Source organism: Bradyrhizobium sp. UFLA05-109 (genome assembly GCF_054185165.1).
The window spans coordinates 38,186-57,254 of sequence record NZ_JBBIAR010000060.1 but is presented as its reverse complement, the minus strand read 5'-3'; the positions used below and the strand labels follow the sequence as shown (position 1 = coordinate 57,254).

Sequence of the window (19,069 nt, the reverse complement as noted above, 5' to 3'; positions counted from 1 at the left end):
CGTCACCATCGCGACTGGGCGCGCTTCTCGAGCCGCGTCCTGATGCTGATGGGCCCGCTCGCGCTGCATGCGAGTTTCGATTTTCCGCTGCTGACCTTGCAGCGAATGCCCGACCTCGATCCGAATGTGCGGATGTGGTTCGGCGCGGCGAGCCTCTTGATCGGCTTCAGCTCGATCGCCTTCGCCATCCGCCTGGTGCGCCGCGTCGCGCGCCACCACGCACCGCGCACCGAGATCGCGCGCGAACGCCTGAGCCAGCTTCGGCGCATGTGGGCGCTGCTGGTGATCGGCGGCGGCGTCGGCTTTGTCGGCCTTGCCTTCGTGCTGACCTCGATCCATCACTGGCTCGTCAATCCCGATCACAACGTGACGCTGGTGCTGATCCCGATCGGTCTGACCTCGATCCTGCTCGGTATCGCTCTACTGGTTGTCACAACGGCGATCTACGTTCTCGGCCGCAACCGCATCCGCACCAGTGCCGAAGGGTTTTCATCCGCGCCCTGAGGCGGGTGGTCACCGCGGAACGCACATACTAGAGTGAGCCGCATCTGGTCCTTGCGGCCTGGAGGCCTCCATGACGCCGCCCGAGCAATTTGCCCGATTGCAGTCCGCCATGAGCCGAGCAGTCAAGGCGCATTGGAAAGCGTTCCTGTTCGAAGGCATCCTGCTCGTCATTCTCGGCATCACCGCGCTGATCCTGCCGCCGCTCGCAAGCCTCGCGATCACGATCTTCCTCGGTTGGATGTTCCTGATCAGCGGCATCGGCGGGCTGGTCGCGACATTCTGGGCGCGCAACATGCCGGGCTTCTGGTGGTCGCTGATCTCCGCGGCGCTCGCCGTGCTCGCCGGCATGGTCCTTTTGGCGCGGCCGATGCAGGCCGTGCTGACGCTGACGATCGTACTCGGCGCCTATTTCCTCGCCGAGGGCGTCGCCACCATCATGTACGCGCTGGAGCATCGCCGCGAGCTGACCGGCCGCTGGTCGTGGCTCGTGATCTCCGGGCTCGTCGACATCGTGATCTCTTTCCTGGTCATCACGGGCCTGCCGAGCTCGGCGGAATGGGCGATCGGTATCCTCGTCGGGATTAACCTCCTGTTCGGCGGCGCCACGCTGATCGGCATCTCGCTTGCGGCGCGCAACAGCAACACATGATCGGCGCGGTGGCTCACCCCCTTGTTGGGGGGGTGACAAGCCCCAAATGCTGCGCTATAGAGCCCGCCATGATCACCTTCGCCACCAGCTATTTTTGGTACTTTAGCTACGACAGCTCGCTGGCGGCGGGAGGATCGCGCTCAATCTGACACATTGCAGCAAGACATCCGAACAGCCGCCAGACCTGGCGGCTTTTTTATTGGCCGGCAGGTTCTCTCACAACAGGAGCCCGCCGTGCTGAGCACGACCGACGATCTTCGTATCCGCGAATTGAAAGAGCTGAGCACGCCGGAAGAGGTGATGCGGGAGATCCCGCGCACGCTCACGGCAACCCGCGTGGTGATGGCGGCGCGCAACGCGATCCACGCCATCCTGGGCGGCCAGGACGATCGCCTTCTGGTCGTCGTCGGCCCCTGCTCCGTGCACGATCCCGAGGCCGCGATCGACTACGCCGAGAAGCTCGCACACCTGCGTGAGGATCTGGCCGACCAGCTCGAGATCGTGATGCGGGTTTATTTCGAGAAGCCGCGCACCACCGTCGGCTGGAAGGGTCTGATCAACGACCCCGACCTCGATGGCAGCTTCGACATCAACAAGGGCCTGCGGCTTGCGCGCAACGTGCTGTCGGCCGTCAACAATCTCGGCTTGCCCGCCGGCGCCGAGTTTCTCGACATGACGACGCCGCAATATATTGCCGATCTCGTGTCCTGGGCCGCGATCGGCGCGCGCACGACTGAAAGCCAGATCCATCGCGAGCTGGCGTCGGGGCTGTCCTGCCCGGTCGGCTTCAAGAATGGGACCGACGGCAACGTGCGCATCGCTGCGGACGCGGTGAAGTCGGCCGCCCATCCGCACCATTTCATGGCGGTGACCAAGCGCGGCCGCTCGGCGATCGCATCGACCGCGGGCAACGAGGACTGCCACATCATCCTGCGTGGCGGGAGCAAGCCGAACTACGACGCCGCGAGCGTGGCGGCGGCCTGCAACGAGCTCGCCAAGTCCGGCGTCGGGCCGCGCCTGATGGTGGATTCGAGCCACGCCAATTCGAGCAAGAAGCCGGAGAACCAGCCGATCGTCACCGCTGACATCGCCGGCCAGATCGCCGGCGGCGAGAGCCGCATCATGGGCGTGATGATCGAGAGCAACCTCGTCGCCGGCCGCCAGGATGTGGTGCCGGGCAAGCCGCTCACTTACGGCCAGAGCATCACCGATGGCTGCATCGACTGGACGACGACGGCGACGGTGCTCGGGCAGCTCGCCGACGCGGTCGAGATCCGGCGGAACGCACAGCGCGCGGGCATTCACGAGCGCTCTGCCTAGGCGGGCCCTTGCGGGCGGGGCGAGCTGTCGCGCCCTGCCCGCACGCTACGCGGCTAGCAGCCGCGGCAGATGCTCTTGATCTTCTTGTCGAGCGCCTGGTTTTCCTTACTCAGGGGATCATTGGGATCACTGATATTCTTTTCATTGGGCACATCGGACGCGCGCGGCTGACGGTGCCCAATGGGCGCCTCTGGCACCGAGCCGGACGTAGCCGACTGTCCCGATGATGATCCCTTGCTCCCGGTCTGCGCGATGGCCGTGCCGCCGAACAAGGCCAGCAGCGACAGTGCCACGACAATTTTTCTCATTCTGCTCCTCCACTCCGAAAAGCCGGCGCACCCTCGTCTTGTCCGCTCAGCTCTCAGGCGGATAGAGATGAACGTCGCCGCAATAGTCAACGATACGATAGCGCGTTTCCGACGCCGCATCACCTTTGGTGGGTGCGGTATTTTGCGTCGCCAACACGTAATTCGGGCCAACCGGCGATTTACCGGCGCCGCCGGGAAGATCGAGCACGTACTCCGGCTGGCACAGTCCCGACACCCGGCCGCGCAGTGTGCGCATTAATTCCTGCCCCTCCGCGAGCGTGGTGCGCAGATGCGACGTGCCCGGTGCGAGATCGCCGTGATGCAGGTAGTAGGGCTTGATCCGGCATTCCACGAAAGCACGCATCAAATCCGACAGAGCGGCGACGTTGTCGTTGACGCCGCGCAGCAACACGGACTGGCTGACCATGGGAATGCCGGCATCAACGAGGCGGGCGCAGACGGAACGCGCCTTGTCCGTAAGCTCGCGGGCGTGGTTCGCGTGCAGCGCGACCCAGGTCGTGGCACCTCTCACCCTCAATGCGGCAACCATCTCCTCGCTGACGCGGTCGGGATCGGCCACCGGTACGCGGGTGTGCAGGCGGATGACCTTGACGTGATCGATCCCGCCGAGATCAGCCATGATCTCGCCCAACCGCCGCGGCGACAGCATCAGGGGATCGCCGCCGGTGAGGATCACCTCCCAGATCTCGCTGTGTGCGCGGATATATGCGATCGCTGCGCTATAGGCGCTCTCCGACAGCGCGTTCTCCTTGCCCGGGCCGACCATCTCCCGGCGGAAGCAGAAGCGGCAATAGACCGCGCAGACATGCACGAGCTTGAACAGCACCCGATCGGGATAACGATGCACGATGCCGGCGACCGGCGACCAGGCGTGATCGCCGATCGGGTCGGCATCTTCACCCGGCCGCACCTCGAGTTCCGCAGCATTCGGAACGAATTGCCGGGCGATGGGATCATCCGAATCGGAGCTGTCGATGAGACCGGCGAGTTCGGGCGTGATCGCGACCGCATAACGCGAGGCGACGCGCTCTAGCGCGGCGAGCTCGGACGCCGGCGCGAGGCCCAGCTCTACGAGCTCGGCCGGCTCGCGCAAGGTTCGTGCGAGATTGGTCTTCGTCATGTCTCACCTTGAGGCGGCGTCCATACCACCTGATCAATCCGCAATGCACCGCTCGCCAGCATCACCAGCCGGTCGAAGCCGAGCGCCACGCCACTCGCTTCCGGCATTTGGCCCACGGCGGCGAGAAAATCCTCATCCAACGGATAGGCCTCGCCATAGCGCCGCTGCTTCTCCGCCATCGACAGTTGAAAGCGCCGGCGCTGCTCCACGGCATCGGTCAATTCCCCAAAGCCGTTGGCAAGCTCCACCCCGCAGGCATAGACCTCGAACCGTTCGGCCACCCGCGGATCGTCCGCCTTCGCACGCGCTAGCGCCGCCTCGAAAGATGGGTATTCGAACAGAATGGTCAAACGCCCCTGTCCCAGATGCGGCTCGACGTGCTCGACCAGCACCTTGCTGAAGATGTCCGACCAGGTGTCGTCCTCCGTCACCCGCACCTTCGTCCCGGCGGCAGCGGCGAGCGCATCGCGGTCGCCCTCGTCGCGCGAAATGGTCGACAGCAGATCGATCCCTGCAAACTGCTCGAAAGCATAGGCAACCGTCAGCAGCTCAGGCTCCGCAAAGGGGTCGGCGGTCCGGCCCCGGAACGAGAACTGGCCGATCCCAGTCGCCCGCGCGGCAGTTGCGATCACCACGATGCAGTCGGCCATGATGGCGTCATAGGGAGCGCCTGCACGGTACCATTCCAGCATGGTGAACTCGGGCAGATGCAGATCGCCCCGCTCCCGGTCGCGAAACACCCGCGCCAGCTCGAAAATCCGGGACTCCCCGGCCGCGAGCAGCTTCTTGCAGGCGAATTCCGGCGAAGTCCGTAAATACCGCGTCACCCGGCTGCCGTCGGGGCGCATGATCCCGGTCCGGGGCGCGTGCAAATGGGTCTCATTGCCCGGCGAGACCTGCAAAACCGATGTTTCGACCTCGACAAAGCCCTGCTCGGCGAAGAAGGCCCGGACGGCGGCCGTGATCGCCCCCCTTGCCTGGAGGAACGGTCGCCGGTCGATGTGCCGGTTGGGGGCCCAGAACGGGCTGGTGAGCTTGTCCCCAACCATTACCGGACCATCCCGGGGGACAGCAAAACGCTGGCATCCAACGGCAAAATCAGTATGTTGCGGCCCGAAACGGGCGCCGAGGTCCGAGTCAAGGCCCCCAGTCCCCCATCAATTTGACCATGCCCTGGCCGGTGCCGGGCTAAGCAAGCAGGAAATACAGCTTTGAGAGTCATCGCCAGTTCTATTCGCAAAGGCAACGTGATCGAGCAAGACGGCAAGCTCTACGTCGTCGTGACCGCGGAGAACATCCATCCCGGCAAGGGCACCCCGGTCAGCCAGATCGAAATGCGCCGAATCAGCGACGGGGTAAAGATCTCCGAGCGGTACAAGACCACCGACCAGGTCGAGAAGGTCACGATCGAGGAGCGCAACTACACCTTCCTCTACGAGGATGGTGACGGTTACCACTTCATGAACCCGGAAACCTATGACCAGGTCCAGGTTTCCAAGGACATCATCGGCAACTCGGCCGCCTATCTCCAGGAGAGCATGACGGTCAAGCTGTCCATGCACGACGCCAACCCGGTGTCGATCGCGCTGCCGCAGCGCGTGACGCTGGAAGTGGTCGAGACCGAGCCCGTGACCAAGGGCCAGACGGCCTCCTCTTCCTATAAGCCTGCAGTGCTCTCCAACGGCGTCCGCACCACTGTGCCGCCCCACATCTCGGTTGGCACCCGCGTCGTGGTGATGACGGAAGACGGTTCTTACGCCGAGCGCGCCAAGGACTAGGCAAAGCGACCGAGCGGTCGGAACAGGCAAGGGCGCCGGGGGACGAGACAACAGTGGGCAGGCACAGGTTCCGCTTCGTCTCGTCCCTTTTGCAGTCGCTTACGCTTCTGGTCGCCGGCTCTGCGCCGCTGTCCGCGGACGAATTCCGCACCCCCTCGCTTACAGCCCTGCGCGTCGACTGGCGCGTAGCGCTCGACCAGCTCCGCAGCGAAATCAACGCGCATCCGGCAATCGCCGGCGACTTCGTGTTCACACAGCGCCGTTCGGTTGGCCGCTTCGATCCCCGCGCGCAGCCGGCGCTGGTGCAGCTCAACGGGGTTTCCTCGCAATTCTTCCCAGGTATCGCGCGCAGCTCCGTTCCGGTGCTCCTGCCCTTCGATGCCGCCGCCTATCTCGATGCTCAGCGCAGCGGCGCAGCGGCGAACCTTGCGCTTGCCCGCTACCAGTCCGACTTCAGCCCGGCCGACCTGTTCGATGCTGGCCCTTCGGGCTACGACGCGGTTTTCTCGCTTGAGCCGGGTGCCGGCGACGGCCTGCCGCAGCGGGTGTTCGCAAAGCCGGTGGAGATCCAGATCACCGGCTCCGCGCTGATCTACGATCTTGCCGATCCCGCCGGTGGCAAGGGCGAGCCGGTCAAGTCGCTGTCCGGCCAATATCCCGATCTGCGCCGCTTTATTCGCGAAGGCTTCGTCCGCTACGCCTTCAGCCGCTTCGGCGCGGCCTATGTCGTGTCGATCCAGTGCCTCGACAGCGTCGCAAAACCGCGGCGCCTCGCGTGCAAAGAGGCTTATCCGGTTGCCGAGCGTTTCCTGAAAGCGCTGCATGTGGCGGGTGGGCAGCGCATCCGTCCGCTGACGGACATCGCCTCCGAAATGGTCGATCGGCCCTTGGGGCGGGCGGCGGATTTCGGCTACCGGCCGAGCGGCGACATCATTCCCAACACCGGCTACCGCAAGCAGGCGGGCCATCCCGACGTCATGGCCTATGCGCAGATTCGCTTTCCACTCGCGAAGGCGCCGGCCTACGTCCGCTCGCAATCCTACGGCAAGCGCGACAAGGCGGATGGGTCGACCACCTATCCCTGGCGCGATAATTTTTGCGAGTCCCGCAGCTTCCAGGTTTGGCAGTGCCCGGGCGGCTATGGCCACCAGGGCGAGGACATCCGCGCCGCAGATTGCCCGGCGAATACTGACGCCGGCGAACGCTGCGACCCCAAGCAGCAGAGCGTCGTCGCCGTGCGCGATGCGACCGTGATCCGCGGGCCGAAGGACCAGGCGGCGACGCTCCAGGTCAATAGCCGCACCGAGCACATCCGCTTCCGCTACATGCACATGAACCCGTCCGCGATGAACGTCGACGGTCTCGTCAACGGCCACACCGTCAGCGAGGGCGAGAAGATCGGCGTGATCTCCAACTATCTCGACCATCCTGGCGGCACCTCTCTTCACCTGCATTTCGACGTCCAGGTGTTCACCCGCGACGGCTGGATCTGGGTCAATCCCTACGTCACCCTCATCTCCGCCTATGAGCGCCTGATCCGCGGCCGCGGCCACGAGATCGGCCCGGAGGTTGCCGGCGCGCCACAGCCGCTTGCGCACGCGCTGCCCGAAGATACGGTCAAGCCGGACCAGCGCGAAGGCTCAAGCAGCGAAGAGAATTGAGGCGAGCGCGGCCGCCCACAGACGGCGTCTGCTCGGCCTCGGCACCGTCGCTGCGAGCGCGACGGAACCAGCATCAATAGCCCGCACGATTCCTGCACCATCCCAGCCAGCGTTGGCCCAAGTTTCGGCATCATTCGCATAGCGCGCGCCGCTCGTTGAGCCTCCTGATCAAGGGAACGTCGATGGCACGCAAAATGCTTTTGAGTTGAGATGTTCGCAATCTTCATCATCGTCAGCATTTTCAGCGCGGGAATGGCCGCAGGCTACGGCATCCGTGACGCGATATCCCGCCGGCGGCGAAGGAGGTCAAGGCACGCTGGTTAAATCCAGAACTGCCTTGGTTCACGATCTTCTGACCCTGTCCGTGGTTTCGGACCGCGCCATCAGCCCCTATTCTGCCATGCGCCGCGCGCGCACTCTTGCACCGAACGGATAGTGCCGACCATGCACAACAAACCATCGAAATTGGCTGTGCTCGCAAGCGCCGTGTTTCTCCTTTGCGCCCACCGCGAGGCCGCCGCCATGCTGAAGGATGCCTCCATCGATCACGACATGGGCCAAGCCAAACGCAATTTCGAGCGCATGCTCCATTCCGATCATGCCTCCGCGATCGACTGGAAGTCGATGGTGTCGGGCGCCGGAAAGACGTCGAAATAACGCGGCAAGCCTTCCGGCGCCATCGTCCAGCCTGACCGCGCTAGTTTATGAACGTCGTCAGCTGGGCTCCTTCATCCGCCACGAACACGGCGATCAGTTCCGCCGGCTCCGTGTTGCTCGCATTCGCCGACACCAGATGCGTCGAGCCCGGCGGTTCGAAGAAGGACTGCCCGACCGTGAAGGTTTCGACCGGGCCACCGCCGAGTTGGGAGCGGATCTCGCCCTTGGTGATATAGGCGGTGACGGAGCCCGCGTGCCGGTGCGGCCGCGAGAAGCCGCCCGGGCCGTAAGTCACGCGCACGATGGTGACGCGCTTGCCCGGTACGTTCGGCAGGGCGTAGGAGCCGATCGGCTCGACCTTGTCGAGCGGCGATCCTTCCGCTGCGTTGGCGCAGAGCGGCGCCAGCGTGCCGGAGACGGTGTCCATGGTCACCGGCAGCGCCTTTCCAAGGGCCAGCGCACAGGCGAGACCCGCGACGATTGCGAGTGACAGCGGGCGTGATTGAAACTGCCAGGGCATGGCGGAGATGGCTGGTATTGTTGACGACATCCTGTGTCCTCCCGAGAGCGAAAGAGTCATGACGCCTTGGCGTGCGCCACGGACGGCCGCTGCGGCGGCGTCCAGCGATAGGCGATCCCAAAGCGGTTCCAGACGTTGATCGAGGCGACCGCCGAGGTCAGGTACATCAGTTCCTTTTCGGAGAATTCGCGGCTCGCCTCGGCATAGACGTCGTCGCTGACCCCCTCCGGCAACAAGGTCAGCGCCTCGGTCCAGGCGAGCGCGGCCCGTTCGCGCGCCGAGAATATCGGCGCCTCGCGCCACACCGCAACCAGATTGAGCTTGTCGGCGGGCATGTCGAGCCGCTCGGACAGCAGGATGTGATGCTGCACACAGAAGGCGCAGCCATTGATCTGGGAGGCGCGCAGCTTGATCAACTCGAGAAGCGGCGCCTCGCCGATCTCGGCGTCACGCCGCCGCAATTTGCGGTACTGACCATGCTGAAGGCATATCCCGGCCTCTCTGGCGCGGAGGTCGCCCGCCTGACATTTTTGACGCCGCAGACCGTCGGCGTGATCATCGGCAATCTCGAGCGCGACGGCGCGATCGGCAAGACGCCACATCCCGTGCACGGCCGCATCCTGCAATGGACGCTGACGGCGCGCGGCAAGATACTTCTGAAGACGTGCCGGGAGCGTGTCCTCGCCCTTGAGCAGCGTTTGGCCGCAGGACTCGACGCGAAGGCGGAGACCACCGTCCGGCGCTGGCTGGCGCGGATCGCAACGGAGTTGCAGGAGGGCTAGGAAGGACCCGGCCTAATCGTCCCAGGAAATGTCAGGGAATTCGGTGCCATCGCCGCCACGTCCGTAATGTTCCGCCAGAATTGCCACGATGACGACGATCAACCCGGCGGCAAAGGGCCAGGGGTTGGCGCGGATGAGGTCGAACAGCTCCTGCATGGCCGCCATTTTGCGGGATGACATGCGAAAGTTCCGTAAACCGATGGGCCGAAAGTCGTGCCTCCCGCTTCAGGTTTCACCAACGAGAGCGCCTGCTTCCAGCTAAACTGTCCGCATGAACCCGCCTGATTCCTCACCCCATCCGACCCGCCGCACCGCGCTGCAATCCCTGCTCGGCGCAGCCACCCTCATTGCCTCGCCTGCCCTCTCGGCCACCCCGCCCGGCTTCGGGGAATGGCGCGAGAGTTTTCGTGCACGTGCGATGACCAAGGGCATTTCGGCCACCACCTGGCAGCGCGCGATGGCGCGCGTCGAGCCGGACATGAGCGTGTTCAAGGAGATCCGCAACCAGCCGGAGTTCAACGAGCAGGTCTGGCAGTACATCAACCGCCGCGTCTCCGACTGGCGCATCATCAACGGTAAGATCGCGCTGAAGGACAACGACGCGCTGTTCGCGCGCATCGAGCGCGATTTCGGCGTCGAGCGCGGCACCTTGCTCGCACTGTGGGGCGTGGAATCCGCCTATGGCGATCCGCTGGTGCAGCAGAACCACATGAAGCCGGTATTTCCCTCGCTTGCCGCGCTCGCTTGGAACGAGCCGCGTCGAAAGGCCTATTGGGAAACCGAGCTGATCAACGCGCTACGCATCGTCGACAAGGGCTGGAGCACGCCGGAAGAGATGCAAGGCTCCTGGGCCGGCGCGATGGGGCATTCGCAGTGGATGCCGGAAGTCTGGCTCAATGTCGGCATCGATTATGACGGCGACGGCAAGGTCTCGCCATTCGGCAAGCCCGACGATGCGCTGGGCTCGACGGCAAAATATCTCGTCAACCGCGGCAAGTGGCACCGAGGCGAGCATTGGGGTTATGAGGTACGTGCGCCCGGCAACATGAGCGGCGGTCGAACGTATGCGGCCTGGCAAGCTGCCGGCGTGACGCGCGCCGACGGCCAGCCGTTACCGCAAATCAATGGTTCGGCGCAGATATGGACGCCGGTCGCGGGCGGGCCGACCTTCCTCTTGGGACCGAACTTCTACTCGGTGAAGAGCTACAATCCATCGATGAACTATGCGCTGGCGATCTGCCATCTCGGCGACCGCTGCCTCGGCGCGCCGCCCTTCATACAGCCTTTTCCCGGCTCCGAGCGCGCGCTGACGCTCGCCGAGGTGCAGGAGATGCAGACACGTTTGACGAAAGCCGGCTTCGACACCGGCGGCACCGACGGCCGCGTCGGCAACGACACGATGAAAGCGATCAAGGATTTTCAGCAAAGGGCCGGCATCACGCCCGCGGACGGTTATGGCGGGCTGAAGGTGCTGGCGAAGCTGCGGCAGGGTGGGTAGGTCTGCGCCCCAACAACACTCGTCATTCCGGGGCGCGCGTAAGCGCGAGCCCGGAATCTATAGTCACGATGGTGGTTATGGATTTCGGCTCACCGCTTCGCGATGCCCCGGAATGAGGGGTGAGACTTTGGCTGCCGCCTGTTACTTCACGGAAGCGCCTCACGCCCGCCGCGGCGCACTTCCGGCGTTCATGCCGCCGTCGATGACAAGCTCCGTGCCGGTGACGTAGTGCGAGGCGTCGGAGGCGAGATAGAGCACTCCGCTGGCGATCTCCGCAGCCTGCCCGGCGCGGCCGAGTGGAGTTGCCAGCTTCGCGCGCTCCTCGGGATCGATCGGCGCGTTGCCCTGGTTGCCGGCAGCACCCGTCGGGATCTTGCCCCAGATCGGCGTGTCGATGATGCCGGGATGCACGGAGTTGACGCGGATTCCGTCACCGGCGCCGGCACATTCCATCGCGATCGATTTTGCGAACAGCCGCACGCCGCCCTTGGTGGCCGAATAGGCCGACAGCCCCGGCGCACCGCGCAGACCCGCGAGCGAGGACATCATGATGATCGAGCCGCCGCCAACTTTGCGCATCAACGGCAGGCAGTGCTTGACCGAGAGAAACACGCCGTCGAGGTTGACCGCATTCTGCTTGCGCCAGTCGGCGAGCGTCATATCGACGATCGAGGGCACGGCGATGCCGATGCCGGCGTTGGCGACCAGCACGTCGAGCCGGCCATGGCGTTCTGCGATCTCGGCTGCGATCTCCACCCAGCGCTCCTCGCTGGTGACGTCTTGCTCCAGGAAGATCGCCTTGCCGCCGGCTTTGGTGATCCGCGCCACCACCTCGGGGCCACGGAGATCATCGACGTCGGTTGCGATGACGGTTGCGCCCTCTTTCGCCAGCAATTCGGCGACGGCTTCGCCGATGCCCGATGCGCCGCCGGTCACCAGCGCGACCTTTCCCTCTACCTGTCCTGTCATTTGCGCTCCCTTTTTTTGTTGTTGGTTTACGTTTATCGGATGGTTTGCGGCCCCTGGTCAGGCAATGCGACGTCGATGACGCGAAGTTGCACGCGCTCGGCACCCTGGTAGCGGTCGAGTGACAGCGCGCCCGCGACATGCAGTTGCTGGCCGCGATTGGCGAGAAGCGCATTGCCGAGCTTCTGGCCGATCGAGCGGAACGCGATGCCGTTGACGACCGCGCCATCGCCCGACTTGAAACGCAGCCGCAAATGCGCCTGTCCGACCTCGTCGGCATAGACGAGCTGATGCGCCGGCAACGCCAGCATCGGCTCCGAATTGCCGCTACCGAAGGGCCCGGCGCGATTGAGCGTGTTGGCGAGCTCCGGCGTCACCGCGCGCGCAGACACCGCGCCGTCGATGAAGAGCTCGTTGACGTGGCGCGCTTCGGCAACGTCGTGCGCGAGCGCGCTTTCGAGATAGGCGCGGAATTCGGCCAGCTTTTCCTTGCGCAGCGTGACGCCGGCGGCCATTGCGTGCCCGCCGCCCTTCAGCAAGATGCCGCCGGCAACCGCCTGCCGTACCGCCTTGCCCAGATCGACGCCGGCGATCGAGCGGCCCGAGCCGGTGCCGATCCCGCCGGGCTCGAGCGCGATGGCAAACGCGGGCCGCGAAAACTTTTCCTTCAGGCGGGAGGCGACGAGGCCGACCACGCCGGGATGCCAGCCTTCGGAGGCCGTGACGATCACGCCCAGCTTGTCCTCGAGCCCGATCGAGGCCAGCGCCTCGGCTTCGGCCTCGGCTTCCGCAGCCTGCTCGATGATGCGGCGCTCGCTGTTGAGGCGGTCGAGCTCAGCCGCGATCCGCGCGGCCTCGACGCTGTCGCCTTCGAGCAGCAGCCGCACGCCGAGATCGGCGCGGCCGATGCGGCCGCCAGCATTGATGCGCGGCCCCAGCATGAAGCCGAGATGCCAGGCCTCCGGCGGGCCGTTGAGCCGCGCGATGTCCATCAGCGCGGTATGGCCGACATGGTCGCGCCGCCGCATCGCGATCAACCCCTTGGCGACGAAGGCGCGGTTGAGGCCAATGAGCGGCGCCACATCGGCCACCGTGCCGAGCGCGACGTGATGCAGCATGCCCAAGAGATCGGGCTCGGGCATCTCGGACGTCCAGAAGCCACGCTGGCGCAGCTCGCGATTGATGGCAACGAGGCTCACCAGCACGAGGCCAACGGCCGCGAGGTGGCCAAGGCCGGAGAGATCGTCGAGCCGGTTCGGATTGACCAGCGCATCAACCTCCGGCAACTCCGTGCCGGCCTGATGATGATCGATCACGACAACGGACATGCCGAGCCGTTTCGCTTCCGCGAGTGGTTCAATGCTGGTGGTGCCGCAATCGACGGTGACGAGCAGCGTGGCCCCCTTCGCCGCCAGCCCGCGAACCGCCTCGACGTTGGGGCCATAGCCTTCGAAAATCCGGTCGGGAATGTGGATAAGCGGATCGAGCCCGCAATGGCGCAGATGCCAGGCGAGCAGCGCGGCCGAAGTCGCGCCGTCGACGTCGTAGTCGCCGAAGATTGCGACCTTCTCGCCCCGCACCGCTGCCTCCGCGATGCGCTTGGCGGCGGCTTCCATCTCCGTCACCGTGAACGGGTCCGGCAGCAGTTTGCGGATGGTCGGATCGAGGAAGTCGCTGACCGCATCGATGTCGACGTCGCGCCCAGCCAGCACCCGCGCCAAAAGCTCCGGCAGTTGGTGGCGCTGGACGATGGCGAGCGCCCTCGCCGCTCCGCGCGCGTCCAGCCGGTCACGCCAGAGCTTGTCGGTGAGCGAGCGTGCGACGCCAAGGAACGCCTGGGGCAACTCGACGGGCAAGGCAGTGGCGGGAGGCATCATGATTCGGGGGCTTCGATGGGTGCAGATCATGCCCGTGGCCTCGGGCGCCTGGATTCCGCCGGGAAAGTAGAGGCATTTGCAATGTCCGGGCCGAACAAAGCGGTGGATTGCCGAATCCGTTCGCAATCTGACTATCATTTGAGCAGCCGCGCAGGCAGCAAATTAAGTGTGCGTTAGGCGGAATCTTCGAAAAAGGCCCGTATTCGATCTGTATTTCTGGTCCCGGGTCATTGCAGGTCAGACTTCATTGCAAGGAAATCCCCTCGATGTCTGCTGCGCCGGCCCTGAAGACCAAGTCGCGTTCCACCGGAACCAATCCTGAAGCCGCAGACGACAATTCCGACATCTCCGCGCTGATCAACCGGCTGACGGCTGAGGTCAACCAGATCGCGGTCGACAAGACCAGGTCGATCCAGCAGATCACCAACCAGATGAAGATGCTGGCGCTGAATGCGCTGATCGAGAGCTCTCGCGCCGGCGCGCAAGGCGCGGGCTTCGCGGTCGTGGCGCAGGAGGTGCGCGGCGTCGGCCAGCAGGTCGAGACCATCGCACGCGAGCTCGAGACGCAGCTGACAAAACGCACCGGCGATCTCGTCTCCTCGATCGAGCGAATGAGCCAGCGCTCGCGCGGCGAGCGCATGGTGGATCTGTCGCTCAATGCCATCGAACTGATCGACCGCAACCTCTATGAACGCACCTGCGACGTACGCTGGTGGGCGACCGACTCCGCTGTAGTCGACTGCGCCGCCTCGCCGAGCGCGGCGACAGTTTCGCACGCCTCGCAGCGCCTCGGCGTCATCCTCGGCGCCTACACCGTCTATCTCGATCTCTGGCTCTGCGACCTCGACGGCAACGTCATCGCCAACGGCCGCGCCGACCGCTTTCGCGTGGTTGGCCAGAACGTCGCCAACACAAAATGGTTTCGTGAGGCGCGCACCTTGCGTTCCGGCGATGATTACGTCGCAGGCGATGTCGAGAACCAGGCGCTGCTCGGCAATGCGCAGGTTGCGACCTATTGCGCGAGCGTGCGCGCAGGCGGCGCGGCCAACGGCGCGCCGATCGGCGTGCTCGCCATCCATTTCGACTGGGAGTCGCAGGCTCGCGCCATCGTGCAGGGCGTGCGCGTCGGCGACGGCGACAAGGCGCGCGTTCTGCTGGTCGACTCGAACTTGCGCGTCATCGCCGCGTCCGACGGTCAGGGCATCTTGTCGGAGCGCGTCTCGCTCTCGATGAACGGCCAGCGCTCGGGCTTCTATCACGACCGCACCGGCGCGCTCGTCGCCTTCCACGCCACGCCCGGCTACGAGACCTACCGAGGCTTGGGCTGGTACGGCGTGATCATCTGCGGGGCTTGAGGCGGGTCCAAAACGGCGCGAGGACGGGCCGGTTCGTAGCCCTAAAGCAAAAACGGCGAAAACAACCCCATGCAAAGTAGCCGGGGTTAACGGCCGAGGTCCGCGCATTTCGGAAAAACCGTTGACACGTCGGGCAAATCAGGGGCAATAGTCGGTCATGGCGCGGCTCGGGTTGGGCTACGAAGAGCTTTGCACTCCAATTTGAATCGCCTCCCCGTAACCGACTGCCTATGGTCTGCTGATGTCGCGCCTCGTGTGTCTGTCGATTGCCATCGTTCTGTCACTCCTGCCGGTCGTCGCGCCAGCTGCGCCAAGTCACAAGCGGCCGGCGCCAGTCTGGCATGGCTACGGCTTCCTGCCGGGCTATCATCAGCCGCCGAGCAATAGCCTTCCACTCTATGCCCAGAAAGCCGCCGCGCGGCGCATGGCGCGCAATAGCCGACGGCCATGGTACATTGACCCGGTCCCCAGCTATTACGGATTTGACGGCAATTGGCACTATTTCGGCCGGCCGGGTTTTTATGACGGCCGCTACAACAACGGCAGCTTTGGCCCGTGCTGGACGCGGACACCGATCGGACCGATCTGGAATTGCGGCTGACGGCGCGGTCGTCGGCCCGTTGAAATAGCTCGTTCTGCTCTCACGCAATATAACCGGAAACTCCATTCCAAAGGTGGCGCCGTAAGCAAGTTGACGCCGCGATGCTGCTCCGAACTATGCCTCGGTACAATAGCAGCATTGATCTTGGTGCAACCTTGGCTACGGACCATTCCGGAAGGGGCCTCTCGCGGCCTCGGCGTCAATCACACCATGATGAGGAGCCCATCGCCACGTGCACCGCCCGGCAGGCAAGCCGCTGCGGAGTGCGGCCTGGCGCCTGATTGCCGTCAGGTTCGCCTGCCAGCGCGGATCCCAGCACCTCGACGGTTGCCGTCGCCCCGGCCACGAGTTCGCTTCGCTCCGCGCGGTCGAGCGCGATCCTGACCGGGACACGCTGGGCCAGCCGGACCCAGTTGAATGTCGGATTGACGTTGGCAAGCAAGGTTGCGCCTTCGCTGCGGTCGCGGTCTTCAATACCGGCCGCAATGCCATCTACTCTTCCGCGCAGCAAGTGGTCGCTGCCCAGCAGCCGAACGTTGACGGCATCACCACGATGAATACGCGGTAGCTTGGTCTCCTCGAAATAGCCCTCGACGCGCAGCGTGTCGGAATCGAGCAACGCCATCACGCCCTTGCCGGAGGTGACATAGGTCCCTGGCCGCAGCTCCACGTTGGTGACGACGCCATTGACGGAGGCGCGCACCTCGCTGCGCTCGAGGTTGAGCTTGGCGAGACTGAGATCCGCGACCGCCTCGTCATAGGCGGCCTGGGCTGAGCCCTGGGTCGCGACGACCTGATCGATCCTCTGCTTGGAGACCGTCTCGTCGAGCGTCAGCGCGCTGTAGCGCTTGAGGTCGGCGTTAGCCTCCTCGAGCGTGGCGCGCTTGCCGAGCAGCACCGCCTCGGCCTGCTTCAGCGCGATGTCGTACCGCGCGCGGTCAATCCGGAACAGCACCGCCCCCCGCTGGACCTGCTGATTGTCCCTGACGAGCACGTCGGTGACGAAGCCCGAGACATCAGGAGCAACCGGGACCACATCGGCGCGGACGTGACCATCGCGCGTCCAGGGCTCTTGCAGATAGTAGTCCCACAGCTTGTAGCCGGCCCAAAGGGCGACCAGAGCCATGATCGCGGTAAGCGAGAAGCGACGCAACAGATTCAGAGCGGCTTTCATGACACAACATCCTTGGAAATGAAGACGAGACCAGCAACCAGACAGACGTAGAGCGAAAACTCGAATAGTGCGCCGTGCCAGACGAAGCGATAGAGTCCGGCCCGCGTCATGACCTTGCTCACGATGCGCGCGAGCACGTAGCCGACGACGCACCACAGCAGCAGGCTTGGGACGATCACGCCGAACAAATCAAGTTCGTATCTCATGCGGCAACTCTCCCTTGATGCGGGTCATGCGGTAGGTAAGGCACGGCTCCGGGGAACAGGCCGGCGCGCATTCCGGCGAGGCTATAAAGCGCCTCATTGCGGCTCTCGCTCGCCGGCTCCTGGACAGTCAATGCGATGGTGTTGTCGAGCCGCCCGAGAAGCTCGACCGGAAGGCGTCCCTCGGTGTGGGCCCGGCAAGCTGAACCGAGAAGGGCGAGCAGCTCGTGGATCACGGCCATTGCCGGCCGTGCAAGGCCAAGGCTCATCTTGCGCAGATGAAGCACATTCAGGGCGGTTCGCAGCTGGCGGAGATTGGCAGCGTCGCTCCTGGCCTCAGCAGAGACCGTGGCCATGCGCAAGGCAAGCAGAGCCAGTCGATGCTGCATCAGGCTGGCAATGGCGGTGCGATCCTGATGTCCCCTGCCCTCGGCCACCGCGGCCAGCGTCGTCCAGTTGCTCCGGAGCAGGCGGTTGGCAATCCACTCGGAGCCGAACATACGAACGATGCTGGAGACGACGCCGGTCAGCGCAACGCCGACCATCAGCGCCACGCTGGAGTTGGCGTAGCTGGCGAAATCGCCGGCGTAGGACGACTCCAGCGCCAATTGAACCGATGTGAAGACGATGAACAGGGTGCCTATGCGAGCGGTTGCGGGTCGCGCGGATATCCAGGCGAACAATACGAATGTCGGCATCAGTGCCACGATCACCATCTCGAGCGTCGTGATCCGCGGCAACACGCCAAAGGTGTAGATTCCGTTCACCGCAATGACGGCGAGGAACACCGGATAGAGCTTCCGAAATGCCGGAAGCGGATCATCCACACCTGCGAACAAGGAGCCGACGACGGCAGCAAACACCGGCGCGGATGCGCCGTCAGTCCAGCCGGTTGCGATCCAGAACGCGCAGCAAGCCAGAATCGACAGCGCCGTTCCCGCTGCAGTCCAGAGCGCAAGCCCATGGTCGCGATGGAGCTCGCCGGGGCCGACCGCGTCGGGCGTGAAGGCAAGCCGAAGCGTCTCCGTGTCGCGGCCATCGGCGATCGCCTCGCGCAAGGCGTTGCAATCCTGCACGATGTCGACGAGATGACGAATCCGGGTGACAAAGCCGGCGATGACGATCTCGCTCCATGCGACATCCATGCCGAGTTGCGGCTGCATTTCGCCGAGGGCGACACGCAAGCCGTCGGCTTCCTGACCATTCTTGCCGCCATCGGCGAGCCAGCGCGCGGTTCTTGTACTGATCTCGGCAACGTGCTCCGCGGACAACGGGTGAGCGCCGAGCGCGATCCTCTGGTCCTCGATCGATGCAAGCAGCGGAACCAGTGCCAGCATGTGCTGCCGCAGGCGCTGGAGACCGTGCGCGGTGTTCGCGGATGTGACGGTCTCATAGCCGAGATGTCGGCAAAGCTGATCGATCTCGGAAGCCGCAGCGGCAAGCCGTACGCGATCGTCATTGCGCGACTGGTCGCTGCCACTGCCGGTCAGGGCGTCCACGCCGAGCTGACGTACCCCGGCGAGCCAGGCGTCCGCCTGTGCGACGATCGCAGCGGCGACGCTCCGCGGCAGCACAAGCATAGCAACAACGCTCGCACAGAAAATGCCGAGCATGATTTCCTGAACGCGGGCGGATACGATGTCGAAGGTGAGCTCGGGCGACGACAGCACGGGAAAACCGAGAAGCGCCACGGTGTAGCCCGAGAGCATGAAAACGTAGCTGCGCGGCGTGCCGTCGAGCAGCGCGAGATATAGAAAAACACCGACCCATAACGAGATGGCGAGGCTGAGGAGCTCGGGTGCGTTCACGAGGTTGGGGACCAGCACGATCGTGCCGGCCGCGCCAATCAGCGTCCCCAGCATGCGGTAGACCGCCTTTGACCACGCCGCTCCGGTCAGCTGATTGGACGTGATGAAGGCGGAGGCCATCGCCCAATAAGGACGCGGCATCCCAGATACAGCGCGATCGAGAACGCCAGCATCGCCGCTGCGAACGTCCTCATTGCAAAGACGAGGGCAGAATGCCGGGCCAGGAATGATGAAGATTGGTGCATGGCTAAGTTGGGCCGACGTGGC

Annotated in this window: 19 protein-coding genes and 2 pseudogenes; 10 read left to right on the top strand and 11 right to left on the bottom strand. The window is 64.6% G+C overall.

Features of this window, described 5'->3' with window-relative positions:
* From Q3C01_RS33830 to Q3C01_RS33820, 3 genes and pseudogenes are all read left to right on the top strand, one after another.
* Positions 1-504: pseudogene (locus Q3C01_RS33830) on the top strand (PrsW family intramembrane metalloprotease); the annotation flags it as partial.
* Between the two features lie 70 nt (positions 505-574).
* A complete protein-coding gene (locus Q3C01_RS33825) occupies positions 575-1,153 on the top strand; it encodes an HdeD family acid-resistance protein (RefSeq protein ID WP_458149602.1) in 579 nt (192 codons plus the stop codon).
* Between the two features lie 234 nt (positions 1,154-1,387).
* Positions 1,388-2,473, top strand: a complete 1,086-nt coding sequence (locus tag Q3C01_RS33820) for a 3-deoxy-7-phosphoheptulonate synthase (RefSeq protein ID WP_458149601.1) — start codon at positions 1,388-1,390, stop codon at positions 2,471-2,473.
* A gap of 53 nt (positions 2,474-2,526) precedes the next feature.
* Here Q3C01_RS33820 and Q3C01_RS33815 read toward each other — a convergent pair whose 3' ends face one another.
* From Q3C01_RS33815 to epmA, 3 genes are read right to left on the bottom strand one after another with little or no spacing between them, the layout of a single operon-like run.
* Positions 2,527-2,781 carry a hypothetical protein gene (locus Q3C01_RS33815; protein ID WP_458149600.1) on the bottom strand — a complete coding sequence of 85 codons (255 nt, stop codon included), beginning with the start codon at positions 2,779-2,781 and terminating at the stop codon, positions 2,527-2,529.
* Positions 2,782-2,827: 46 nt separating this feature from the next.
* Complete coding sequence (locus Q3C01_RS33810; RefSeq protein WP_458149599.1) at positions 2,828-3,922, bottom strand: lysine-2,3-aminomutase-like protein; 1,095 nt, start codon at positions 3,920-3,922, stop codon at positions 2,828-2,830.
* Entirely contained in the window at positions 3,919-4,971 is a 1,053-nt protein-coding gene (epmA, locus tag Q3C01_RS33805; RefSeq protein ID WP_458149598.1) for an EF-P lysine aminoacylase EpmA, read from the bottom strand. The genes Q3C01_RS33810 and epmA overlap by 4 nt, the downstream gene beginning before the upstream one ends.
* Positions 4,972-5,133: 162 nt before the next feature.
* On the opposite strand from epmA, the gene efp reads away from it, so the two are divergent.
* The 3 genes from efp to Q3C01_RS33790 all read left to right on the top strand — a co-directional run bounded on the left by efp (position 5,134) and on the right by Q3C01_RS33790 (position 8,018).
* Positions 5,134-5,700 (top strand): elongation factor P, encoded by a 567-nt coding sequence (gene efp, locus Q3C01_RS33800; protein WP_458149597.1) that lies wholly within the window; start codon positions 5,134-5,136, stop codon positions 5,698-5,700.
* A 53-nt stretch (positions 5,701-5,753) separates the two neighbouring features.
* Positions 5,754-7,361 carry a M23 family peptidase gene (locus tag Q3C01_RS33795; RefSeq protein ID WP_458149596.1) on the top strand — a complete coding sequence of 536 codons (1,608 nt, stop codon included), beginning with the start codon at positions 5,754-5,756 and terminating at the stop codon, positions 7,359-7,361.
* A 444-nt stretch (positions 7,362-7,805) separates the two neighbouring features.
* A complete protein-coding gene (locus Q3C01_RS33790; RefSeq protein ID WP_458149595.1) occupies positions 7,806-8,018 on the top strand; it encodes a hypothetical protein in 213 nt (70 codons plus the stop codon).
* A 40-nt stretch (positions 8,019-8,058) separates the two neighbouring features.
* On the opposite strand, the gene Q3C01_RS33785 is transcribed toward Q3C01_RS33790, so the two are convergent.
* Both Q3C01_RS33785 and Q3C01_RS33780 read right to left on the bottom strand, forming a co-directional pair.
* A complete protein-coding gene (locus tag Q3C01_RS33785; protein ID WP_458149604.1) occupies positions 8,059-8,538 on the bottom strand; it encodes a cupin domain-containing protein in 480 nt (159 codons plus the stop codon).
* 56 nt (positions 8,539-8,594) lie between these two features.
* A pseudogene (locus tag Q3C01_RS33780) lies at positions 8,595-8,963 on the bottom strand (carboxymuconolactone decarboxylase family protein); the annotation flags it as partial.
* On the opposite strand from Q3C01_RS33780, the gene Q3C01_RS33775 reads away from it, so the two are divergent.
* Complete coding sequence (locus Q3C01_RS33775; RefSeq protein WP_458149603.1) at positions 8,853-9,320, top strand: MarR family winged helix-turn-helix transcriptional regulator; 468 nt, start codon at positions 8,853-8,855, stop codon at positions 9,318-9,320. The pseudogene Q3C01_RS33780 and the gene Q3C01_RS33775 sit on opposite strands and share 111 nt — an antisense overlap.
* A 12-nt stretch (positions 9,321-9,332) precedes the next feature.
* On the opposite strand, the gene Q3C01_RS33770 is transcribed toward Q3C01_RS33775, so the two are convergent.
* Positions 9,333-9,500 carry a hypothetical protein gene (locus Q3C01_RS33770; RefSeq protein ID WP_458149594.1) on the bottom strand — a complete coding sequence of 56 codons (168 nt, stop codon included), beginning with the start codon at positions 9,498-9,500 and terminating at the stop codon, positions 9,333-9,335.
* Between the two features lie 91 nt (positions 9,501-9,591).
* Between Q3C01_RS33770 and Q3C01_RS33765 the strand changes: the two genes are divergently transcribed.
* Positions 9,592-10,818: a lytic murein transglycosylase gene (locus Q3C01_RS33765; protein ID WP_458149593.1), complete on the top strand. Its 1,227-nt coding sequence runs from the start codon at positions 9,592-9,594 to the stop codon at positions 10,816-10,818.
* A gap of 159 nt (positions 10,819-10,977) precedes the next feature.
* Here the strand turns inward: Q3C01_RS33765 and Q3C01_RS33760 are convergent, their stop codons facing one another.
* Both Q3C01_RS33760 and recJ read right to left on the bottom strand, forming a co-directional pair.
* Positions 10,978-11,787, bottom strand: coding sequence for an SDR family NAD(P)-dependent oxidoreductase (locus Q3C01_RS33760; protein WP_458149592.1), 810 nt, complete (start codon positions 11,785-11,787; stop codon positions 10,978-10,980).
* A gap of 32 nt (positions 11,788-11,819) precedes the next feature.
* A complete protein-coding gene (gene recJ / locus Q3C01_RS33755; RefSeq protein WP_458149591.1) occupies positions 11,820-13,661 on the bottom strand; it encodes a single-stranded-DNA-specific exonuclease RecJ in 1,842 nt (613 codons plus the stop codon).
* Between the two features lie 266 nt (positions 13,662-13,927).
* Here recJ and Q3C01_RS33750 point away from each other — a divergent pair, with 266 nt between their 5' ends.
* Together Q3C01_RS33750 and Q3C01_RS33745 are read left to right on the top strand one after the other, a co-directional pair.
* Positions 13,928-15,016 (top strand): methyl-accepting chemotaxis protein, encoded by a 1,089-nt coding sequence (locus tag Q3C01_RS33750; protein ID WP_458149590.1) that lies wholly within the window; start codon positions 13,928-13,930, stop codon positions 15,014-15,016.
* A gap of 241 nt (positions 15,017-15,257) precedes the next feature.
* Positions 15,258-15,617 carry a hypothetical protein gene (locus tag Q3C01_RS33745; RefSeq protein WP_458149589.1) on the top strand — a complete coding sequence of 120 codons (360 nt, stop codon included), beginning with the start codon at positions 15,258-15,260 and terminating at the stop codon, positions 15,615-15,617.
* 199 nt (positions 15,618-15,816) lie between these two features.
* Here Q3C01_RS33745 and Q3C01_RS33740 read toward each other — a convergent pair whose 3' ends face one another.
* The 3 genes from Q3C01_RS33740 to Q3C01_RS33730 are packed head-to-tail and all read right to left on the bottom strand — an operon-like array spanning position 15,817 to position 18,943.
* Positions 15,817-16,791, bottom strand: a complete 975-nt coding sequence (locus tag Q3C01_RS33740) for an efflux RND transporter periplasmic adaptor subunit (protein WP_458149588.1) — start codon at positions 16,789-16,791, stop codon at positions 15,817-15,819.
* Positions 16,788-16,997, bottom strand: a complete 210-nt coding sequence (locus Q3C01_RS33735) for a DUF1656 domain-containing protein (protein ID WP_458149587.1) — start codon at positions 16,995-16,997, stop codon at positions 16,788-16,790. Before Q3C01_RS33735 ends, Q3C01_RS33740 begins: the two co-directional genes overlap by 4 nt.
* Positions 16,994-18,943 carry an FUSC family protein gene (locus tag Q3C01_RS33730; RefSeq protein WP_458149586.1) on the bottom strand — a complete coding sequence of 650 codons (1,950 nt, stop codon included), beginning with the start codon at positions 18,941-18,943 and terminating at the stop codon, positions 16,994-16,996. Before Q3C01_RS33730 ends, Q3C01_RS33735 begins: the two co-directional genes overlap by 4 nt.
* Between the last annotated feature and the right edge of the window lie 126 nt (positions 18,944-19,069).